This is a genomic window from Paraburkholderia rhizosphaerae (genome assembly GCF_004366595.1).
GTDB classification, from domain to species: domain Bacteria; phylum Pseudomonadota; class Gammaproteobacteria; order Burkholderiales; family Burkholderiaceae; genus Paraburkholderia; species Paraburkholderia rhizosphaerae.
Window position 1 is genome coordinate 25,649 of the sequence record NZ_SORE01000041.1, and the last position, 15,323, is coordinate 40,971.

General features: G+C 59.0%; 27 protein-coding genes. All 27 read left to right on the plus strand.

Annotation, left to right across the window (positions count from 1 at the left end; all coding sequences use genetic code 11):
• Window position 1 precedes the first annotated feature (1 nt).
• The 27 genes from rplB (at window position 2) to dsbD (ending at window position 15,069) form a co-directional block, all read left to right on the plus strand.
• Window positions 2-829 carry a 50S ribosomal protein L2 gene (gene rplB / locus BX592_RS31790; protein ID WP_134197246.1) on the plus strand — a complete coding sequence of 276 codons (828 nt, stop codon included), beginning with the start codon at window positions 2-4 and terminating at the stop codon, window positions 827-829.
• 10 nt (window positions 830-839) lie between these two features.
• Window positions 840-1,115, plus strand: coding sequence for a 30S ribosomal protein S19 (rpsS, locus tag BX592_RS31795; RefSeq protein ID WP_027797286.1), 276 nt, complete (start codon window positions 840-842; stop codon window positions 1,113-1,115).
• A 12-nt stretch (window positions 1,116-1,127) separates the two neighbouring features.
• Window positions 1,128-1,457 carry a 50S ribosomal protein L22 gene (gene rplV / locus BX592_RS31800; protein ID WP_007730533.1) on the plus strand — a complete coding sequence of 110 codons (330 nt, stop codon included), beginning with the start codon at window positions 1,128-1,130 and terminating at the stop codon, window positions 1,455-1,457.
• An 11-nt stretch (window positions 1,458-1,468) separates the two neighbouring features.
• Entirely contained in the window at window positions 1,469-2,278 is an 810-nt protein-coding gene (gene rpsC / locus BX592_RS31805; protein WP_134197247.1) for a 30S ribosomal protein S3, read from the plus strand.
• Between the two features lie 2 nt (window positions 2,279-2,280).
• A complete protein-coding gene (gene rplP, locus BX592_RS31810) occupies window positions 2,281-2,697 on the plus strand; it encodes a 50S ribosomal protein L16 (RefSeq protein ID WP_075158347.1) in 417 nt (138 codons plus the stop codon).
• A gap of 10 nt (window positions 2,698-2,707) precedes the next feature.
• Entirely contained in the window at window positions 2,708-2,902 is a 195-nt protein-coding gene (rpmC, locus tag BX592_RS31815) for a 50S ribosomal protein L29 (RefSeq protein WP_075159014.1), read from the plus strand.
• On the plus strand, window positions 2,899-3,171 hold the full coding sequence (rpsQ, locus tag BX592_RS31820) for a 30S ribosomal protein S17 (RefSeq protein ID WP_134197248.1): 273 nt from the start codon (window positions 2,899-2,901) through the stop codon (window positions 3,169-3,171). The genes rpmC and rpsQ overlap by 4 nt, the downstream gene beginning before the upstream one ends.
• Window positions 3,172-3,509: 338 nt before the next feature.
• Window positions 3,510-3,878 (plus strand): 50S ribosomal protein L14, encoded by a 369-nt coding sequence (gene rplN, locus BX592_RS31825; RefSeq protein ID WP_028213345.1) that lies wholly within the window; start codon window positions 3,510-3,512, stop codon window positions 3,876-3,878.
• 9 nt (window positions 3,879-3,887) lie between these two features.
• The gene (rplX, locus tag BX592_RS31830) at window positions 3,888-4,196 is read left to right on the plus strand and encodes a 50S ribosomal protein L24 (RefSeq protein WP_134197249.1); all 309 of its coding nucleotides are present in this window, start codon (window positions 3,888-3,890) and stop codon (window positions 4,194-4,196) included.
• Between the two features lie 16 nt (window positions 4,197-4,212).
• Window positions 4,213-4,752 carry a 50S ribosomal protein L5 gene (gene rplE / locus BX592_RS31835; protein WP_006052214.1) on the plus strand — a complete coding sequence of 180 codons (540 nt, stop codon included), beginning with the start codon at window positions 4,213-4,215 and terminating at the stop codon, window positions 4,750-4,752.
• Window positions 4,753-4,759: 7 nt separating this feature from the next.
• Entirely contained in the window at window positions 4,760-5,065 is a 306-nt protein-coding gene (rpsN, locus tag BX592_RS31840; protein ID WP_134197250.1) for a 30S ribosomal protein S14, read from the plus strand.
• A gap of 15 nt (window positions 5,066-5,080) precedes the next feature.
• Window positions 5,081-5,476, plus strand: coding sequence for a 30S ribosomal protein S8 (rpsH, locus tag BX592_RS31845; protein WP_134197251.1), 396 nt, complete (start codon window positions 5,081-5,083; stop codon window positions 5,474-5,476).
• Between the two features lie 20 nt (window positions 5,477-5,496).
• Window positions 5,497-6,027: a 50S ribosomal protein L6 gene (rplF, locus tag BX592_RS31850; RefSeq protein WP_134197252.1), complete on the plus strand. Its 531-nt coding sequence runs from the start codon at window positions 5,497-5,499 to the stop codon at window positions 6,025-6,027.
• Window positions 6,028-6,039: 12 nt separating this feature from the next.
• The gene (rplR, locus tag BX592_RS31855; protein ID WP_134197253.1) at window positions 6,040-6,405 is read left to right on the plus strand and encodes a 50S ribosomal protein L18; all 366 of its coding nucleotides are present in this window, start codon (window positions 6,040-6,042) and stop codon (window positions 6,403-6,405) included.
• A gap of 15 nt (window positions 6,406-6,420) precedes the next feature.
• The gene (gene rpsE / locus BX592_RS31860) at window positions 6,421-6,939 is read left to right on the plus strand and encodes a 30S ribosomal protein S5 (protein ID WP_134197254.1); all 519 of its coding nucleotides are present in this window, start codon (window positions 6,421-6,423) and stop codon (window positions 6,937-6,939) included.
• An 11-nt stretch (window positions 6,940-6,950) separates the two neighbouring features.
• On the plus strand, window positions 6,951-7,133 hold the full coding sequence (rpmD, locus tag BX592_RS31865; RefSeq protein WP_004202755.1) for a 50S ribosomal protein L30: 183 nt from the start codon (window positions 6,951-6,953) through the stop codon (window positions 7,131-7,133).
• A gap of 30 nt (window positions 7,134-7,163) precedes the next feature.
• On the plus strand, window positions 7,164-7,598 hold the full coding sequence (rplO, locus tag BX592_RS31870) for a 50S ribosomal protein L15 (protein ID WP_134197255.1): 435 nt from the start codon (window positions 7,164-7,166) through the stop codon (window positions 7,596-7,598).
• 46 nt (window positions 7,599-7,644) lie between these two features.
• Window positions 7,645-8,994, plus strand: coding sequence for a preprotein translocase subunit SecY (secY, locus tag BX592_RS31875; RefSeq protein ID WP_134197256.1), 1,350 nt, complete (start codon window positions 7,645-7,647; stop codon window positions 8,992-8,994).
• A 7-nt stretch (window positions 8,995-9,001) separates the two neighbouring features.
• Entirely contained in the window at window positions 9,002-9,220 is a 219-nt protein-coding gene (gene infA / locus BX592_RS31880) for a translation initiation factor IF-1 (RefSeq protein ID WP_004521905.1), read from the plus strand.
• A 20-nt stretch (window positions 9,221-9,240) separates the two neighbouring features.
• On the plus strand, window positions 9,241-9,357 hold the full coding sequence (gene rpmJ / locus BX592_RS31885; RefSeq protein WP_004199844.1) for a 50S ribosomal protein L36: 117 nt from the start codon (window positions 9,241-9,243) through the stop codon (window positions 9,355-9,357).
• 41 nt (window positions 9,358-9,398) lie between these two features.
• Window positions 9,399-9,764: a 30S ribosomal protein S13 gene (rpsM, locus tag BX592_RS31890; protein WP_075158339.1), complete on the plus strand. Its 366-nt coding sequence runs from the start codon at window positions 9,399-9,401 to the stop codon at window positions 9,762-9,764.
• Window positions 9,765-9,791: 27 nt separating this feature from the next.
• Complete coding sequence (gene rpsK / locus BX592_RS31895; protein ID WP_017777173.1) at window positions 9,792-10,196, plus strand: 30S ribosomal protein S11; 405 nt, start codon at window positions 9,792-9,794, stop codon at window positions 10,194-10,196.
• Window positions 10,197-10,350: 154 nt separating this feature from the next.
• Complete coding sequence (rpsD, locus tag BX592_RS31900; protein ID WP_134197257.1) at window positions 10,351-10,974, plus strand: 30S ribosomal protein S4; 624 nt, start codon at window positions 10,351-10,353, stop codon at window positions 10,972-10,974.
• A gap of 124 nt (window positions 10,975-11,098) precedes the next feature.
• A complete protein-coding gene (locus BX592_RS31905) occupies window positions 11,099-12,076 on the plus strand; it encodes a DNA-directed RNA polymerase subunit alpha (protein ID WP_027199071.1) in 978 nt (325 codons plus the stop codon).
• A gap of 181 nt (window positions 12,077-12,257) precedes the next feature.
• Complete coding sequence (rplQ, locus tag BX592_RS31910) at window positions 12,258-12,653, plus strand: 50S ribosomal protein L17 (protein WP_134197258.1); 396 nt, start codon at window positions 12,258-12,260, stop codon at window positions 12,651-12,653.
• A 186-nt stretch (window positions 12,654-12,839) separates the two neighbouring features.
• Complete coding sequence (cutA, locus tag BX592_RS31915; RefSeq protein ID WP_134197259.1) at window positions 12,840-13,166, plus strand: divalent-cation tolerance protein CutA; 327 nt, start codon at window positions 12,840-12,842, stop codon at window positions 13,164-13,166.
• Window positions 13,159-15,069 (plus strand): protein-disulfide reductase DsbD, encoded by a 1,911-nt coding sequence (gene dsbD / locus BX592_RS31920; RefSeq protein ID WP_134197260.1) that lies wholly within the window; start codon window positions 13,159-13,161, stop codon window positions 15,067-15,069. Before cutA ends, dsbD begins: the two co-directional genes overlap by 8 nt.
• Window positions 15,070-15,323: the final 254 nt, after the last annotated feature.

The following is a 15,323-nucleotide window of genomic DNA, read 5'->3' on the forward strand; positions in this document are numbered from 1 at the left end:
CATGGCGCTCGTGAAAGTTAAGCCGACTTCGCCGGGTCGCCGTGCGATGGTCAAGGTGGTGAACAAGGACTTGCACAAAGGCAAGCCCTACGCACCGCTGCTCGACACGCAAAAGTCGAAGGCAGGCCGTAACAACAACGGTCACATCACCACGCGCCATCAAGGCGGTGGTCACAAGCAGCACTATCGCGTCATCGACTTCCGTCGCACCAAGGACGGGATTGCCGCGAAGGTGGAGCGTCTGGAATATGACCCGAACCGTAGCGCGCACATCGCGCTGCTGTTGTACGCAGATGGTGAGCGTCGCTACATCATCGCGCCGAAGGGTGTGACGGTTGGCCAACAGCTGCTGTCCGGCTCCGAAGCTCCGATCCGCGCGGGTAACACGCTGCCGATCCGCAATATTCCGGTCGGTACGACGATTCATTGCGTCGAAATGCTGCCGGGCAAAGGCGCGCAACTGGCGCGTTCGGCGGGCACCTCGGCGATGCTGATGGCCCGTGAAGGTACCTACGCACAGGTTCGCCTGCGCTCGGGTGAAATTCGCCGCGTGCACGTGGAGTGCCGCGCGACGATCGGTGAAGTGGGCAACGAAGAGCACAGCCTCCGTCAAATCGGTAAGGCAGGCGCGAACCGCTGGCGCGGTATCCGCCCGACGGTGCGCGGCGTTGCAATGAACCCGATCGATCACCCGCACGGTGGTGGTGAAGGTAAGACGGCAGCAGGTCGCCATCCGGTGAGCCCGTGGGGTACGCCGACGAAGGGCTACCGCACCCGCAGCAACAAGCGCACGACGAGCATGATCGTCCAGCGCCGTCATAAGCGTTAAGGAGTAGGCAATGGCACGTTCAATCAAAAAAGGTCCGTTCTGCGACGCCCATTTGCTGAAGAAAGTTGAGGCGGCTGCAGCAACGCGCGACAAGAAGCCTATCAAGACCTGGTCGCGTCGCTCGACGATTCTGCCGGACTTCATCGGCCTGACGATCGCCGTTCACAACGGCCGTCAACACGTTCCGGTGTATGTCACGGAAAACATGGTCGGCCACAAGCTTGGCGAGTTCGCATTGACCCGTACGTTCAAGGGTCACGCGGCCGACAAGAAGGCCAAGAAATAAGGGGCAATCAAGATGGAAGTGAAAGCAATTCATCGCGGTGCCCGCATCTCGGCGCAGAAGACGCGCCTTGTGGCTGACCAGATCCGCGGTTTGCCGGTCGACAAGGCGCTGAACGTTCTCACGTTCTCGCCGAAGAAGGCGGCTGGCATCGTGAAGAAGGTCGTGCTGTCGGCGATCGCGAATGCGGAGCACAACGAAGGCGCCGACATCGACGAGCTCAAGATCACGAGCATCTACGTCGACAAGGCTGCATCGCTCAAGCGTTTTACCGCGCGCGCGAAAGGCCGCGGCAACCGCATTGAGAAGCAATCCTGTCACATCACTGTGACGGTCGGGAATTAAGGGGTCATACGATGGGACAGAAAATTCATCCGACTGGCTTCCGTTTGGCCGTCAGCCGCAATTGGGCGTCGCGTTGGTACGCGAGCAACAACAATTTCGCGGCGATGTTGCAGGAAGACATCGGTGTACGTGAATACCTGAAGAAGAAGCTGAAGAACGCTTCGGTTGGCCGCGTGGTCATCGAGCGCCCGGCGAAGAACGCGCGCATTACGATTTTCAGCTCGCGTCCGGGTGTGGTGATCGGTAAGAAGGGCGAAGACATCGAACTGTTGAAGTCGGAACTGCAGAAGCGCATGGGCGTTCCAGTGCACGTCAACATCGAAGAAATTCGCAAGCCGGAAACCGACGCGCAACTGATCGCCGATTCGATCACGCAGCAGCTCGAGCGCCGGATCATGTTCCGCCGCGCGATGAAGCGTGCGATGCAGAACGCGATGCGTCTGGGTGCTCAAGGCATCAAGATCATGAGCGCCGGCCGTCTGAACGGCATCGAAATCGCTCGCACCGAGTGGTATCGCGAAGGTCGCGTGCCGCTTCACACGCTGCGTGCCGATATCGACTACGCAACGTCGGAAGCAAAGACGACGTACGGCATCATCGGCGTGAAGGTGTGGGTCTACAAGGGCGACACGCTTGGTCGTAACGATGCACCGGTGGTGGAAGAAGTAGCCGAAGAAAAGCGTCCGCGTCGCAACGCACGTCCGGGTGGCGATCGCCGTCCGCGTCGTGACGGTGAAGGCGGCGGCCCGGCAGGCGCGCGCCGTGGCGGTCCCCGTCGTGGCGGTGCTGGCGCCGGCGGCGACGGCAAGAGTGGAGAATAACCATGCTGCAACCGAAACGCAGGAAGTACCGCAAAGAGCAGAAGGGTCGTAATACCGGTGTGGCGACGCGTGGCAACGCGGTGTCGTTCGGTGAATACGGTCTGAAGGCTATCGGTCGCGGCCGACTGACCGCGCGTCAAATCGAAGCGGCGCGTCGTGCAATGACGCGTCACATCAAGCGCGGCGGCCGCATCTGGATCCGCATTTTCCCGGACAAGCCGATCTCGCAAAAGCCGGCTGAAGTACGTATGGGTAACGGTAAAGGTAACCCGGAGTACTACGTCGCTGAGATCCAACCGGGCAAGATGCTGTACGAAATGGACGGCGTAACCGAAGAACTGGCACGCGAGGCGTTCCGTCTGGCTGCAGCGAAGCTGCCGTTGAAGACGACCTTCATCGTTCGTCAGCTTGGCGCCTAAGGAGTGATTGATGAAGGCTTCTGAACTTCACCAGAAAGATAAGGCCGCGCTCAACAAGGAGCTGTCGGACCTGTTGAAGGCGCAATTCGGCCTGCGCATGCAACTCGCGACCCAGCAGCTCACGAATACGAGCCAGCTGAAGAAGGTCCGTCGCGACATCGCACGTGTGCGGACCGTCCTGACTGAGAAGGCGAACCAGAAATGAACGATAGCGTAAAAACCTCGCTTAAGCGGACGCTGGTCGGCAAGGTCGTCAGCAACAAGATGGACAAGACGGTCACCGTGCTGGTCGAGCACCGCGTCAAGCACCCGATCTACGGCAAGTATGTCGTGCGGTCGAAGAAGTACCACGCTCACGACGAAGCGAACACCTTTAACGAGGGCGACCTCGTTGAAATCCAGGAAACCCGTCCGATTTCGAAGACAAAGGCCTGGACGGTATCGCGTCTCGTCGAGGCCGCGCGCATCATCTAACGCGGCCGCGACTCGTCACCGAGTCGTAGAAGTAGTTGAAATCGCAGTAGATTTCGCTTGCGAGACCGGGATTATTTGTTATAATCTCGGTCTTCCCTCGTTATGGGGGCCCAGCTGTGGCCTGCAGTTGGCAAAACAGCGGGCGAATCGTAGGTGGAAACCCTGGTGGGAAGATGGTTCGGGCGTCAGCCCAAGCCGAAAGATTCACCGGATTGCGATGGCGGGTTTCGTTTGCCGTCGCTGCCTGTTCTTACCCAAGCAGCCGCACGGCTGACGGGACCAAGACTGACCGGATGCGCCATGGTGGTGCAATCGGATTAAGTTGGGAAAAGTAAACCATGATCCAGACCGAAACTCGGCTTGAAGTGGCCGACAACACGGGTGCGCGTGAAGTCATGTGCATCAAGGTGCTCGGCGGCTCGAAGCGTCGTTATGCCAGCATCGGCGACATCATCAAGGTGAGCGTCAAAGAGGCAACGCCGCGCGGGCGCGTGAAGAAAGGCGAAATCTATAACGCCGTGGTGGTCCGCACCGCCAAGGGTGTGCGCCGTCAAGACGGCTCGCTGATCAAGTTCGACGGCAACGCCGCCGTGCTTTTGAATACCAAGCTTGAGCCTATCGGTACCCGTATTTTCGGGCCGGTCACGCGTGAGCTGCGTAGCGAACGTTTCATGAAGATCGTTTCGCTCGCGCCGGAAGTGCTGTAAGGAGCCGAGATGAACAAGATTCGCAAAGGCGACGAAGTCATCGTCACGACCGGCAAGGACAAGGGCAAGCGCGGTGTTGTGCTGGCCGTTGGCGAAGAGCGGGTGACGGTCGAGGGCATCAACATCGCCAAGAAGCATGTGAAGCCGAACCCGATGAAGGGTACGACGGGTGGTGTGGAGGCGAAGGCTATGCCGCTGCACATCTCGAACGTCGCTCTCGTCGACGCGAATGGCAAGCCGTCGCGTGTTGGCATCAAGGTCGAAGGGGACAAGAAAGTTCGTTTCCTGAAGACGACCGGTGCCACGCTTGGCGCCTGACGCTGCGGAGTAAAAAATGGCACGTTTGCAAGAATTTTATAAAGAGAAGGTTGTTCCTGGCCTGATCGAGAAGTTCGGCTACAAGTCCGTCATGGAAGTGCCGCGCATCACCAAGATCACGCTGAACATGGGTCTTGGCGAAGCCGTCGCTGACAAGAAGATCATCGAGAACGCCGTTGGCGATCTGACGAAGATCGCGGGTCAGAAGCCGGTGATCACGAAAGCGCGTAAGGCAATCGCGGGCTTCAAGATTCGCCAGGGTTATCCGATCGGTGCGATGGTCACGCTGCGTGGCCAGGCGATGTACGAATTTCTCGACCGTTTTGTGACGGTTGCGCTCCCGCGTGTGCGCGACTTCCGTGGCGTGTCGGGCCGTGCATTCGATGGTCGTGGTAACTACAACATCGGTGTGAAAGAGCAGATCATTTTCCCCGAAATCGACTACGACAAAATCGACGCGCTGCGTGGGCTGAACATCAGCATCACGACGACGGCGAAGACCGACGACGAAGCAAAGGCACTGCTCGCCAGCTTCAAGTTCCCGTTCAGAAACTGAGGTTACCGTGGCTAAACTGGCACTGATCGAACGTGAGAAGAAGCGTGCGCGCCTCGTCGCGAAGTACGCGGGCAAGCGCGCAGAGCTGAAGGCGATCATCGACGACGCGAGCAAGTCGGACGAAGAGCGTTATGCAGCTCGTCTGGACCTGCAACAACTGCCTCGCAATGCGAACCCGACGCGTCAACGCAACCGTTGCGCGATCACGGGTCGTCCGCGTGGCACGTTCCGTAAATTTGGGCTGGCTCGCAACAAGATTCGCGAAATCGCGTTCCGTGGCGAGATCCCTGGCCTGACCAAGGCGAGCTGGTAATAGGAGAAACATAAGATGAGCATGAGTGATCCTATCGCCGATATGCTGACTCGCATCCGCAATGCGCAGATGGTCGAGAAAGTTTCGGTGACAATGCCCTCGTCGAAGGTCAAGATTGCGATCGCGCAGGTCCTGAAGGACGAAGGTTACATCGAGGACTTCGCAGTGAAGTCCGAGGGCGCGAAGACGGAGCTGAACATCGCTCTGAAGTACTACGCGGGTCGTCCGGTTATCGAACGCCTTGAGCGCGTGTCGAAGCCCGGCCTGCGTGTGTACCGTGGCCGCAATGAAATTCCGCAGGTCATGAACGGCCTCGGCGTCGCGATCGTGTCGACGCCGAAGGGTGTGATGACGGACCGCAAGGCGCGCGCGACTGGCGTGGGCGGTGAAGTCATCTGCTACGTCGCTTAAGACCGAAAGGAGAGAGAAACATGTCTCGAGTAGGTAAAAGCCCGATCGTGCTGAAAGGCGCCGAAGTGGCTGTCAGCGACGAGCGTATTACCGTCAAGGGCCCGCTGGGTACGATCTCGCAAAACGCGAATCGCCTGGTGAAGGTGGTGAACGACAACGGCACGGTGAAGTTCGAGCCGGTTGACGAGAGCCGCGAAGCAAATGCGATGTCGGGCACGATGCGCGCACTGGTTGCAAACATGGTGAACGGCGTTACCAAGGGTTTCGAGCGCAAGCTGACGCTGGTTGGCGTTGGGTATCGTGCGCAAGCGCAAGGCGACAAGCTGAATCTGTCGCTGGGTTTCTCGCACCCGGTGGTGCACCAGATGCCGGAAGGCGTGAAGGCTGAAACCCCGTCGCAAACGGAAATCGTGATCAAGGGGATCGACAAGCAGAAGGTCGGCCAGGTTGCCGCGGAAGTGCGCGGTTACCGTCCGCCTGAGCCCTATAAGGGCAAGGGTGTGCGCTATGCCGACGAGGTCGTGATCCTCAAAGAAACGAAGAAGAAGTAAGGGTGCGCAATCATGGATAAGACTCAATCTCGCCTGCGCCGCGCTCGTCAGACGCGTCTCAAGATCGCTGAGCTGCAGGTCGCACGCCTGGCTGTTCATCGCACGAACACGCACATCTATGCGCAAGTGTTCTCGCCGTGCGGCACGAAGGTGCTGGCTAGCGCGTCGACGCTTGAAGCTGAAGTGCGTGCGCAGCTCGCTGATGCGTCGGGTAAGGGTGGCAATGTTGCTGCTGCGACCCTGATCGGCAAGCGTATTGCTGAAAAGGCCAAGGCTGCCGGCATCGAATCCGTCGCCTTCGACCGCTCGGGTTTCCGCTACCACGGCCGCGTGAAGGCGCTGGCTGATGCGGCGCGCGAAGCCGGGCTCAAGTTCTAAGGGAAGGAATTCGTCATGGCAAAGATGCAAGCGAAAGTTCAGGCTGACGAACGCGACGACGGCCTTCGCGAAAAGATGATCTCGGTCAACCGCGTGACCAAGGTGGTGAAGGGTGGCCGGATTCTTGGCTTCGCTGCACTGACCGTGGTTGGCGACGGCGATGGCCGTGTCGGTATGGGCAAAGGCAAGGCGAAGGAAGTGCCGGTTGCTGTCCAGAAGGCGATGGAACAGGCGCGCCGGAACATGTTCAAGGTGCCGCTCAAGAACGGCACGCTGCAACACGAAGTGCACGGTAAGCATGGCGCCTCGATGGTACTCCTCGCTCCGGCGAAGGACGGTACTGGCGTGATCGCTGGCGGGCCGATGCGCGCGGTGTTCGACGTGATGGGTGTGCAGAACGTCGTGGCAAAGAGCCACGGATCGACGAACCCGTACAACCTCGTTCGTGCGACTCTCGATGGTCTGCGCAAGCAGTCCACGCCGGCTGATATCGCGGCCAAGCGTGGTAAGTCCGTCGAAGATATTCTGGGCTAAAGGTGGGCACGATGTCTGAAAAAACTGTGAAGGTTCAGCTCGTCAAGAGCCTGATCGGCACCCGCGAATCGCACCGTGCAACGGTGCGCGGCTTGGGCCTGCGCCGACTCAACTCGGTCAGCGAACTGCAGGACACGCCGGCTGTGCGCGGCATGATCAACAAGGTCTCGTACCTCGTTAAGGTCATCGGCTAAGCGGCTGATCGGGTACTCAAGGAGTTGATAATGGAATTGAATAACCTGAAGCCGGCAGAAGGCGCGAAGCACGCAAAGCGTCGCGTTGGTCGCGGCATCGGCTCCGGCCTCGGCAAGACCGCGGGTCGTGGTCACAAGGGTCAGAAATCGCGTTCGGGCGGCTTCCACAAGGTCGGCTTCGAAGGCGGTCAAATGCCTCTGCAGCGTCGTCTGCCGAAGCGCGGCTTCACGTCGCTGACGAAGGAATTCGTCGGTGAAGTGCGGTTGGGCGATCTCGAGAAGCTGCCGGTCGACGAAATCGATCTGCTGGCGTTGAAGCAAGCCGGGCTGGTCGGTGAGTTGACCAGGAGCGCCAAGATCATCGCGACGGGCGAGCTGAAGCGCAAGATCGTCGTGAAGGGTTTGGGTGCGACGAAGGGCGCGCGTGCTGCGATTGAAGCAGCGGGCGGCTCTTTTGCCGAGTAACGAGCAAGTCGATTGCCGTCACTAGCATTTGCATCGGAGAAGGTACTTGGCTAACAGTCCGAGTCTCGCAAAACCCGGTCGCAGCGCAGCGAAGTTCGGCGACCTGCGCCGGAGGGCGGTATTTTTGCTCCTGGCGTTGGTTGTCTACCGTATCGGCGCGCATATTCCGGTGCCGGGTATCGACCCGGATCAACTGGCGAAGTTGTTCCAGAGCCAGGCGGGCGGCATCCTGGGCATGTTCAACATGTTCTCGGGTGGCGCGCTTTCGCGATTCACGGTGTTTGCACTGGGGATCATGCCGTACATCTCGGCATCGATCATCATGCAGCTGCTGGCAATCGTGTCGCCGCAGCTGGAGGCGCTGAAAAAGGAAGGGCAGGCCGGGCAGCGGAAGATCACGCAATACACGCGCGTGTTCACTGTAGTGCTTGCGACGTTCCAGGCTTTCGGCATTGCGGTGGCGCTTGAGAATCAACCGGGCCTCGTGATTGATCCAGGCATGGTGTTTCGCCTGACGACAGTGGTGACGTTGGTGACCGGTACGATGTTCCTGATGTGGCTAGGTGAGCAGATCACCGAGCGTGGTCTGGGCAACGGCATTTCGATCATCATTTTCGGTGGGATTGCTGCGGGATTCCCGAATGCGATCGGTGGCCTCTTCGAACTGGTCCGTACCGGCTCGATGTCGATCATCTCCGCAATTATCGTAGTCGCGTTGATTGCAGCTGTGACGTATGTGGTGGTGTTCATCGAACGCGGTCAGCGCAAGATTCTGGTGAACTACGCGAAGCGGCAGGTGGGCAACAAGATTTACGGTGGCCAGTCGTCGCATTTGCCGCTGAAATTGAATATGTCGGGCGTGATTCCGCCGATCTTCGCATCGTCGATCATCCTGTTCCCGGCAACGATTCTGAGCTGGTTCAGCTCTGGATCGACGAGTGGTGGCTGGTTTGCCGACACGCTGCACAACGTGGCCGAAGCGCTCAAACCCGGCCAACCTGTGTATGTGTTGTTGTATGCGTTGGCGATCGTCTTCTTCTGCTTCTTCTACACCGCGTTGGTGTTCAACAGCAGGGAAACGGCCGACAACCTGAAGAAGAGTGGCGCATTCGTCCCGGGTATCCGTCCGGGCGACCAAACCGCGCGGTATATCGACCGGATTCTCACGCGTCTGACGCTGGCCGGTGCGATCTATATCGTGTTCGTTTGCCTGCTGCCCGAATTTTTGGTGCTGCGCTGGAACGTGCCGTTTTATTTTGGTGGAACGTCGCTGCTGATCATCGTCGTCGTCACCATGGACTTCATGGCGCAGGTGCAGTCGTACGTTATGTCGCAACAGTATGAATCGCTGCTGAAGAAAGCCAATTTCAAAGGCGGCGGCGTCCCAATGCGCTAAAGGACTTATGGCCAAAGACGATGTCATCCAGATGCAGGGTGAAGTGATTGAAAACCTGCCTAACGCTACCTTCAGGGTAAAGCTGGAGAACGGCCATGTCGTATTGGGACACATCTCCGGAAAGATGCGGATGCACTACATCCGTATCCTGCCGGGCGACAAGGTGACGGTTGAGTTGACGCCTTACGATCTGTCGCGTGCGCGGATCGTGTTCCGGGCGAAGTGATTTGAAAAAAGGGTAATATCATGAAAGTGATGGCATCGGTTAAGCGCATCTGCCGCAATTGCAAGATCATCAAGCGCAAAGGCGTTGTGCGCGTGATTTGCAGCTCTGATCCGCGCCACAAACAGCGTCAAGGCTGAACGACGCGCTTTTGCTTGCGCTTTTTGTTTGAGGAAAAACAATGGCTCGTATCGCAGGGGTGAATATCCCGAACCACCAGCATACCGAAATCGGCCTGACGGCTATTTACGGTATTGGCCGCACGCGCTCGCGCATTATCTGCGAAGCCGCTGGTGTGGCATTTTCGAAGAAGGTCAAAGACCTGAACGACGCAGATCTCGAAAAGCTGCGTGAAGAAGTCGGCAAGTACATCGTCGAAGGTGATCTGCGTCGCGAGACGACGATGAACATCAAGCGCCTGATGGACCTCGGCTGCTACCGCGGCGTGCGCCATCGCAAGGGCCTGCCCCTGCGCGGTCAGCGTACGCGTACCAATGCGCGCACGCGTAAGGGTCCGCGTCGCGCAGCGCAATCGCTGAAGAAGTAAGCGAGACTGACAGTTACAGGAAAACGTATGGCTAAGGCTTCGAACAACACCGCGGCGCAACGCGTTCGCAAGAAGGTCAAGAAGAACGTCGCCGAGGGCGTGGTTCACGTTCACGCGTCGTTCAACAACACCATCATCACGATCACCGATCGCCAGGGCAATGCGCTTGCCTGGGCGACCTCGGGTGGTCAGGGCTTCAAGGGTTCGCGTAAGTCGACCCCGTTTGCAGCTCAGGTGGCGGCCGAATCGGCTGGCCGTGTGGCGATGGAATACGGCGTTAAGAACCTCGAAGTGCGGATCAAGGGCCCGGGCCCTGGCCGTGAGTCCGCGGTGCGCGCGCTGCATGGTCTTGGTATCAAGATCACCGCGATCTCCGACGTGACGCCGGTTCCGCACAACGGTTGCCGTCCGCCGAAGCGCCGTCGTATCTAAGACGCGCGATCGCTTGCGCCTGTTTCCGCCGGTTGTGGCATCGGCGGCGACAGGCCGCTTGCGTTATTGAATTGACTAAGCCCACCGTTCGACCCAAAGGGTTCGGACTAGCGTGAACGGAAGTTCACGTGATCAAACATAGAAGGAAAGCAACGTGGCACGCTATATCGGCCCTAAAGCCAAGCTGTCTCGCCGTGAAGGCACTGATCTGTTCCTGAAGAGCGCCCGTCGTTCACTCGCTGACAAGTGCAAACTCGACAGCAAGCCGGGCCAGCACGGCCGCACGTCGGGCGCGCGTACGTCCGACTACGGCACGCAGCTGCGCGAAAAGCAAAAAGTGAAGCGGATCTACGGCGTTCTCGAGCGTCAATTCCGTCGCTATTTCGCCGAAGCCGATCGTCGCAAGGGCAACACGGGCGAAAACCTGTTGCAACTGCTTGAGTCGCGCCTCGACAACGTGGTGTATCGCATGGGCTTCGGCTCGACGCGCGCTGAAGCGCGTCAGCTGGTGAGCCACAAGGCGATCACCGTGAACGGCTCGGTCGCGAACATTCCGTCGCTACAAGTGAAGGCTGGCGACGTGGTCGCAGTGCGCGAGCAGGCGAAAAAGCAGGCTCGCATTCTTGAAGCGGTCTCGCTGGCTGAGCAAGGCGGTATGCCGAGCTGGGTGTCTGTCGATTCGAAGAAATTCGAAGGCACGTTCAAGCAGATGCCGGAACGTAGCGACATCGCTGGCGATATCAACGAAAGCCTGATCGTCGAATTGTATTCGCGCTAATCGGATTGACGGCCGGGGTACCCTGATTGCGTTGCGCAAGGGGGCGCCTCGGCTGTTTATTTTCAGGTTGTTACCGGTCAGCCTTATCGGTGTAACGAGCCGAGGGTATTGAAAAGGAAAACCTATGCAAACCAGTTTGTTGAAACCCAAGATTATCGCTGTGGAATCGCTGGGCGAGAGCCACGCGAAGGTGGTCATGGAGCCGTTCGAACGCGGCTATGGGCACACCTTGGGTAACGCGCTTCGGCGCGTGCTGCTTTCGTCGATGATCGGCTACGCGCCGACCGAAGTGACGATCGCAGGCGTCGTGCATGAGTACTCGACGCTCGACGGTGTGCAGGAAGACGTGGTCAACCTGTTGCTGAACCTGAAGGGTGTGGTGTTCAAGCTGCATAACCGTGACGAAGTGACGGTTACACTGCGCAAGGAAGGTGAAGGCGTCGTCACCGCGGGCGATATCGAACTCGCACACGATTGTGAAGTGATCAATCCGGATCACGTGATTGCGCATCTGTCGAAGGGCGGCAAGCTCGACGTGCAGATCAAGGTCGAGAAAGGCCGTGGCTATGTGCCGGGCAACGTGCGGCGTTACGGTGAAGAGTCGGCGAAGATCATCGGCCGCATCGTTCTGGACGCATCGTTCTCGCCGGTTCGCCGCGTCAGCTACGCCGTGGAAAGCGCGCGTGTCGAGCAGCGTACCGACCTCGACAAGCTCGTGATGAACATCGAAACCAACGGTGTGATTTCGCCGGAAGAAGCGATTCGCCAGTCGGCGCGCATTCTGGTCGATCAACTGTCGGTGTTCGCTGCACTGGAAGGCACGGAAGCCGCAGCAGAAGCGCCGTCGCGTGCGCCGCAGATCGATCCGATCCTGCTGCGTCCGGTCGACGACCTCGAGTTGACGGTCCGTTCGGCGAACTGCCTGAAGGCCGAAAACATTTACTACATCGGCGACCTGATCCAGCGCACCGAAAACGAACTGTTGAAGACGCCGAATCTGGGCCGCAAGTCGCTGAACGAAATCAAGGAAGTGCTCGCTTCGCGCGGTTTGACGCTCGGCATGAAGCTCGAAAACTGGCCGCCGGCTGGTCTCGACAAGTAAATCGCAGCAACATTGGCAGCAGGCAGTAAGTAGCCATAGCTGCCCCGCGACTGGTAAAGACGCGGATTTTCCTTTAAAATCCGCGTCTTGCCGTTTTTTCTACCGGCCCGTGCACTGTTTGTTCAAATGAACCCGGTGCGATAGAAGAGCTGGATCAAAACTTTGAATCAAGGAAATTGAAATGCGTCACCGTCATGGCCTGCGGAAACTGAACCGCACGAGCAGCCACCGTCTGGCAATGCTCCGTAATATGTCCAACTCGCTGATCGAGCACGAAGTCATCAAGACCACACTGCCGAAGGCGAAGGAACTCCGTAAAGTCGTCGAACCGCTGATCACGCTCGGCAAAAAGCCGTCGCTCGCGAACCGTCGTCTGGCATTCAACCGCCTGCGCGATCGCGACTCCGTCACGAAGCTCTTCGACGTGCTCGGCCCGCGTTTTGCAAACCGTCCAGGTGGTTATCTGCGGATCCTGAAGTTCGGTTTCCGTGTTGGCGACAATGCACCGATGGCGCTGGTCGAACTGCTCGATCGTCCGGAACCGGCTGAAGAAGAAAACGTCGTTGAAGCGGAATAAGCTCACCGTCGGCTGATACGAACAAAAGACAAAAACCAGGCCTTGTGCCTGGTTTTTTGTTTTGAGCGCTTCCAAATGGCCGATAGGCCGAACGGCTGATCGTCCACTTGCATCCGGAGCCCAATTGACCAAGGTGATACGATAGCGGCAGCGGATTTAGTACGGCCGGAGGGGGCGTCGGTAACCATGAACGTGATCCTGATGTTGACCACGGTGCCCGACACGACGACTGCAGAAAAGCTCACGTCGGACATTCTCGGGGCTCGTCTGGCCGCGTGCGCGACGCAACTTGGCGCGGTGCGGTCCAGTTTTCACTGGCACGGCAAGCTTGAATCGGCCGATGAAGTCCAGTTGCTGTTCAAAACGAGTGTTGCTCGCGCGCAGGAACTCGAGCAGTTCATTCTTTCGCATCATCCTTACGAGACCCCGGAAATCCTTTCGTGGCAGGCGATCGCGTCAGCCGCATACGGGCAGTGGGTCAACGCAGAGACTCAACGTTCCATCCATGTATAACGGCCTGAATTCGTCCGCACGCGATGTTCTGTGTGTCGCCAAGCTGCTCTTCGCGGGTCTGCTTATCGCGTTGCTTTCCGTTGGCGCGGCGCGCGCCGCAGACGACTTTCTCGATCCCGCCGTCGCGTTCAAGTTCAGCGCAACAGAACAGCCGGGCCAAGTCGACGTGCACTACAAGATCGCCGACGGTTACTACATGTATCGCGAACGCTTTTCGTACGCGGTTCGCAACGGTACGTCGGCAATCGGTGACCCGCAGCTGCCGGCAGGTCATGTGAAATTCGACGAGACCTTCCAGAAGAATGTCGAGACCTATCGCGGCGATCTGACCATCCGTATCCCGATCAAGAATGCAGCGGGGCCATTCGATCTGGCGGTGACGTCGCAAGGTTGCGCGGACGCGGGCATTTGCTATCCGCCGATGGAGCGTATCTATCATGTGAGTGGCGCGGCGCTGCAACCTGCAACCGCCGCCGGGACAACGACGACTCATGCCACGCAGTCGGCGCTACCCACCGACTCATCCGCTGATAGCAACTGGTACGAACGCGCGACAAGCGCCGACTACGCGCAATCTCTATTGCAACGTGGTGGATTCTTCGCGATCGTCGGGTTGTACTTCGTTGCAGGTATCGTGCTGAGTTTGCTGCCGTGTTCATACCCGATGATTCCGATTCTTTCGGCCATCATCATCGGCGAAGGGGGGCGGGTCACCCGTGCACGTGGCTTCGGTTTGTCGCTGTCATACGTGATCGGCATGGCGCTGGTCTACACGGCGCTCGGTATCGCTGCGGCGCTGGTAGGACAGAGTCTCGGCGCGTGGCTGCAGAACCCGTGGGTACTCGGCGCCTTTGCCATTCTGTTGACGGTGTTCGCGCTGACGCTGATCGCCGGCATGGATATCGTGCTGCCTCAACGTTGGCAAAACCGCGTGTCGAAAGCGTCGGAGCGGCGTTCGGGCGGAAAATTCGCCGCCGTCGCGGTGATGGGCGCGCTGTCGGCGCTCGTCGTCGGCGCCTGCATGACGGCGCCGCTGTTTGCGGTGCTCGCATTTATCGCTCATACCGGTAACGCTGCGCTCGGCGGTGCCGCACTGTTTTCGATGGGAATTGGGCTCGGCGTGCCGCTGCTCATCATTGGCCTGGGCGCCGGTACGTTTTTGCCGCGTGCGGGCGCCTGGATGGACAGCGTGAAGGTGTTTTTCGGCGTACTCCTGCTTGCCGCGGCGCTGTGGATCGTCTGGCCGGTTCTCGGCGGCACCGCGCAGATGCTGTTGAGCGTGCTTTGGTTGCTGATTGCCGCCGCCGCATTAGGACTGTTCTCACCGCAACAACCCGGTGGCGGTTCTCTCTGGCGCGGCTTCGGACGTGGAATTGGCGCCGCTTGCGCGATCTGGGCTGCGGTGCTGCTGGTCGGCGTGGCAGCGGGTTCAACCGACCCGCTGCGTCCCCTCGCGGTCCTTGCGAGCCGCGCGGCAGGCGTAGGCGTCGCAGCGGGTGGCAGCGGCACCACGGCTGCTGCTGCGCAACATGACCTCGCGTTCGCGCCGGTCAGCTCGTCAGGTCAACTTGATCAGGCCGTCAAGGCCTCCGCTCAGCCTGCGATGCTCGATTTCTATGCGGACTGGTGTGTCAGCTGCAAGGAAATGGAGAAGTTCACGTTCAGCGACCCGCGTGTCAATGCGCGCCTGAAGCAACTGAAGCTGTTGCGCGCCGATGTCACCGCCAACAATACCGACGATCAGGCGCTGTTGAAGCGATTCAATCTCTTCGGGCCACCTGGCATCATCTTCTTTAACCAGGACGGTAAAGAGGTGCTGCGTGTGGTCGGCTATGAGTCCGCGGATACGTTCCTGCGCAGCCTTGACCGCGTAGCCGGGGCTCAACAGGTGCCGCAGTCCTGATCCGCAAATGATCTCGAGCGCGCGTGTCGCACAAATCGCAACAACCCAGTTCCACAAGCTCCGCATAAACGAAGGCGGAGCATCCTTGCGAATGCTCCGCCTTCGTCATCATTGAACCGCCTGTCAAGCTTGGCAGGCGAAGTGGGCGCGGAGATCAGGGTAAGCGCGAATTTCCCCGCACCTAGCTTGCCAGCTTAAGAAGGTCCACGATTGCGTCCGCAACTACAACTTGCGGACGCAACCTATGAGAGAGA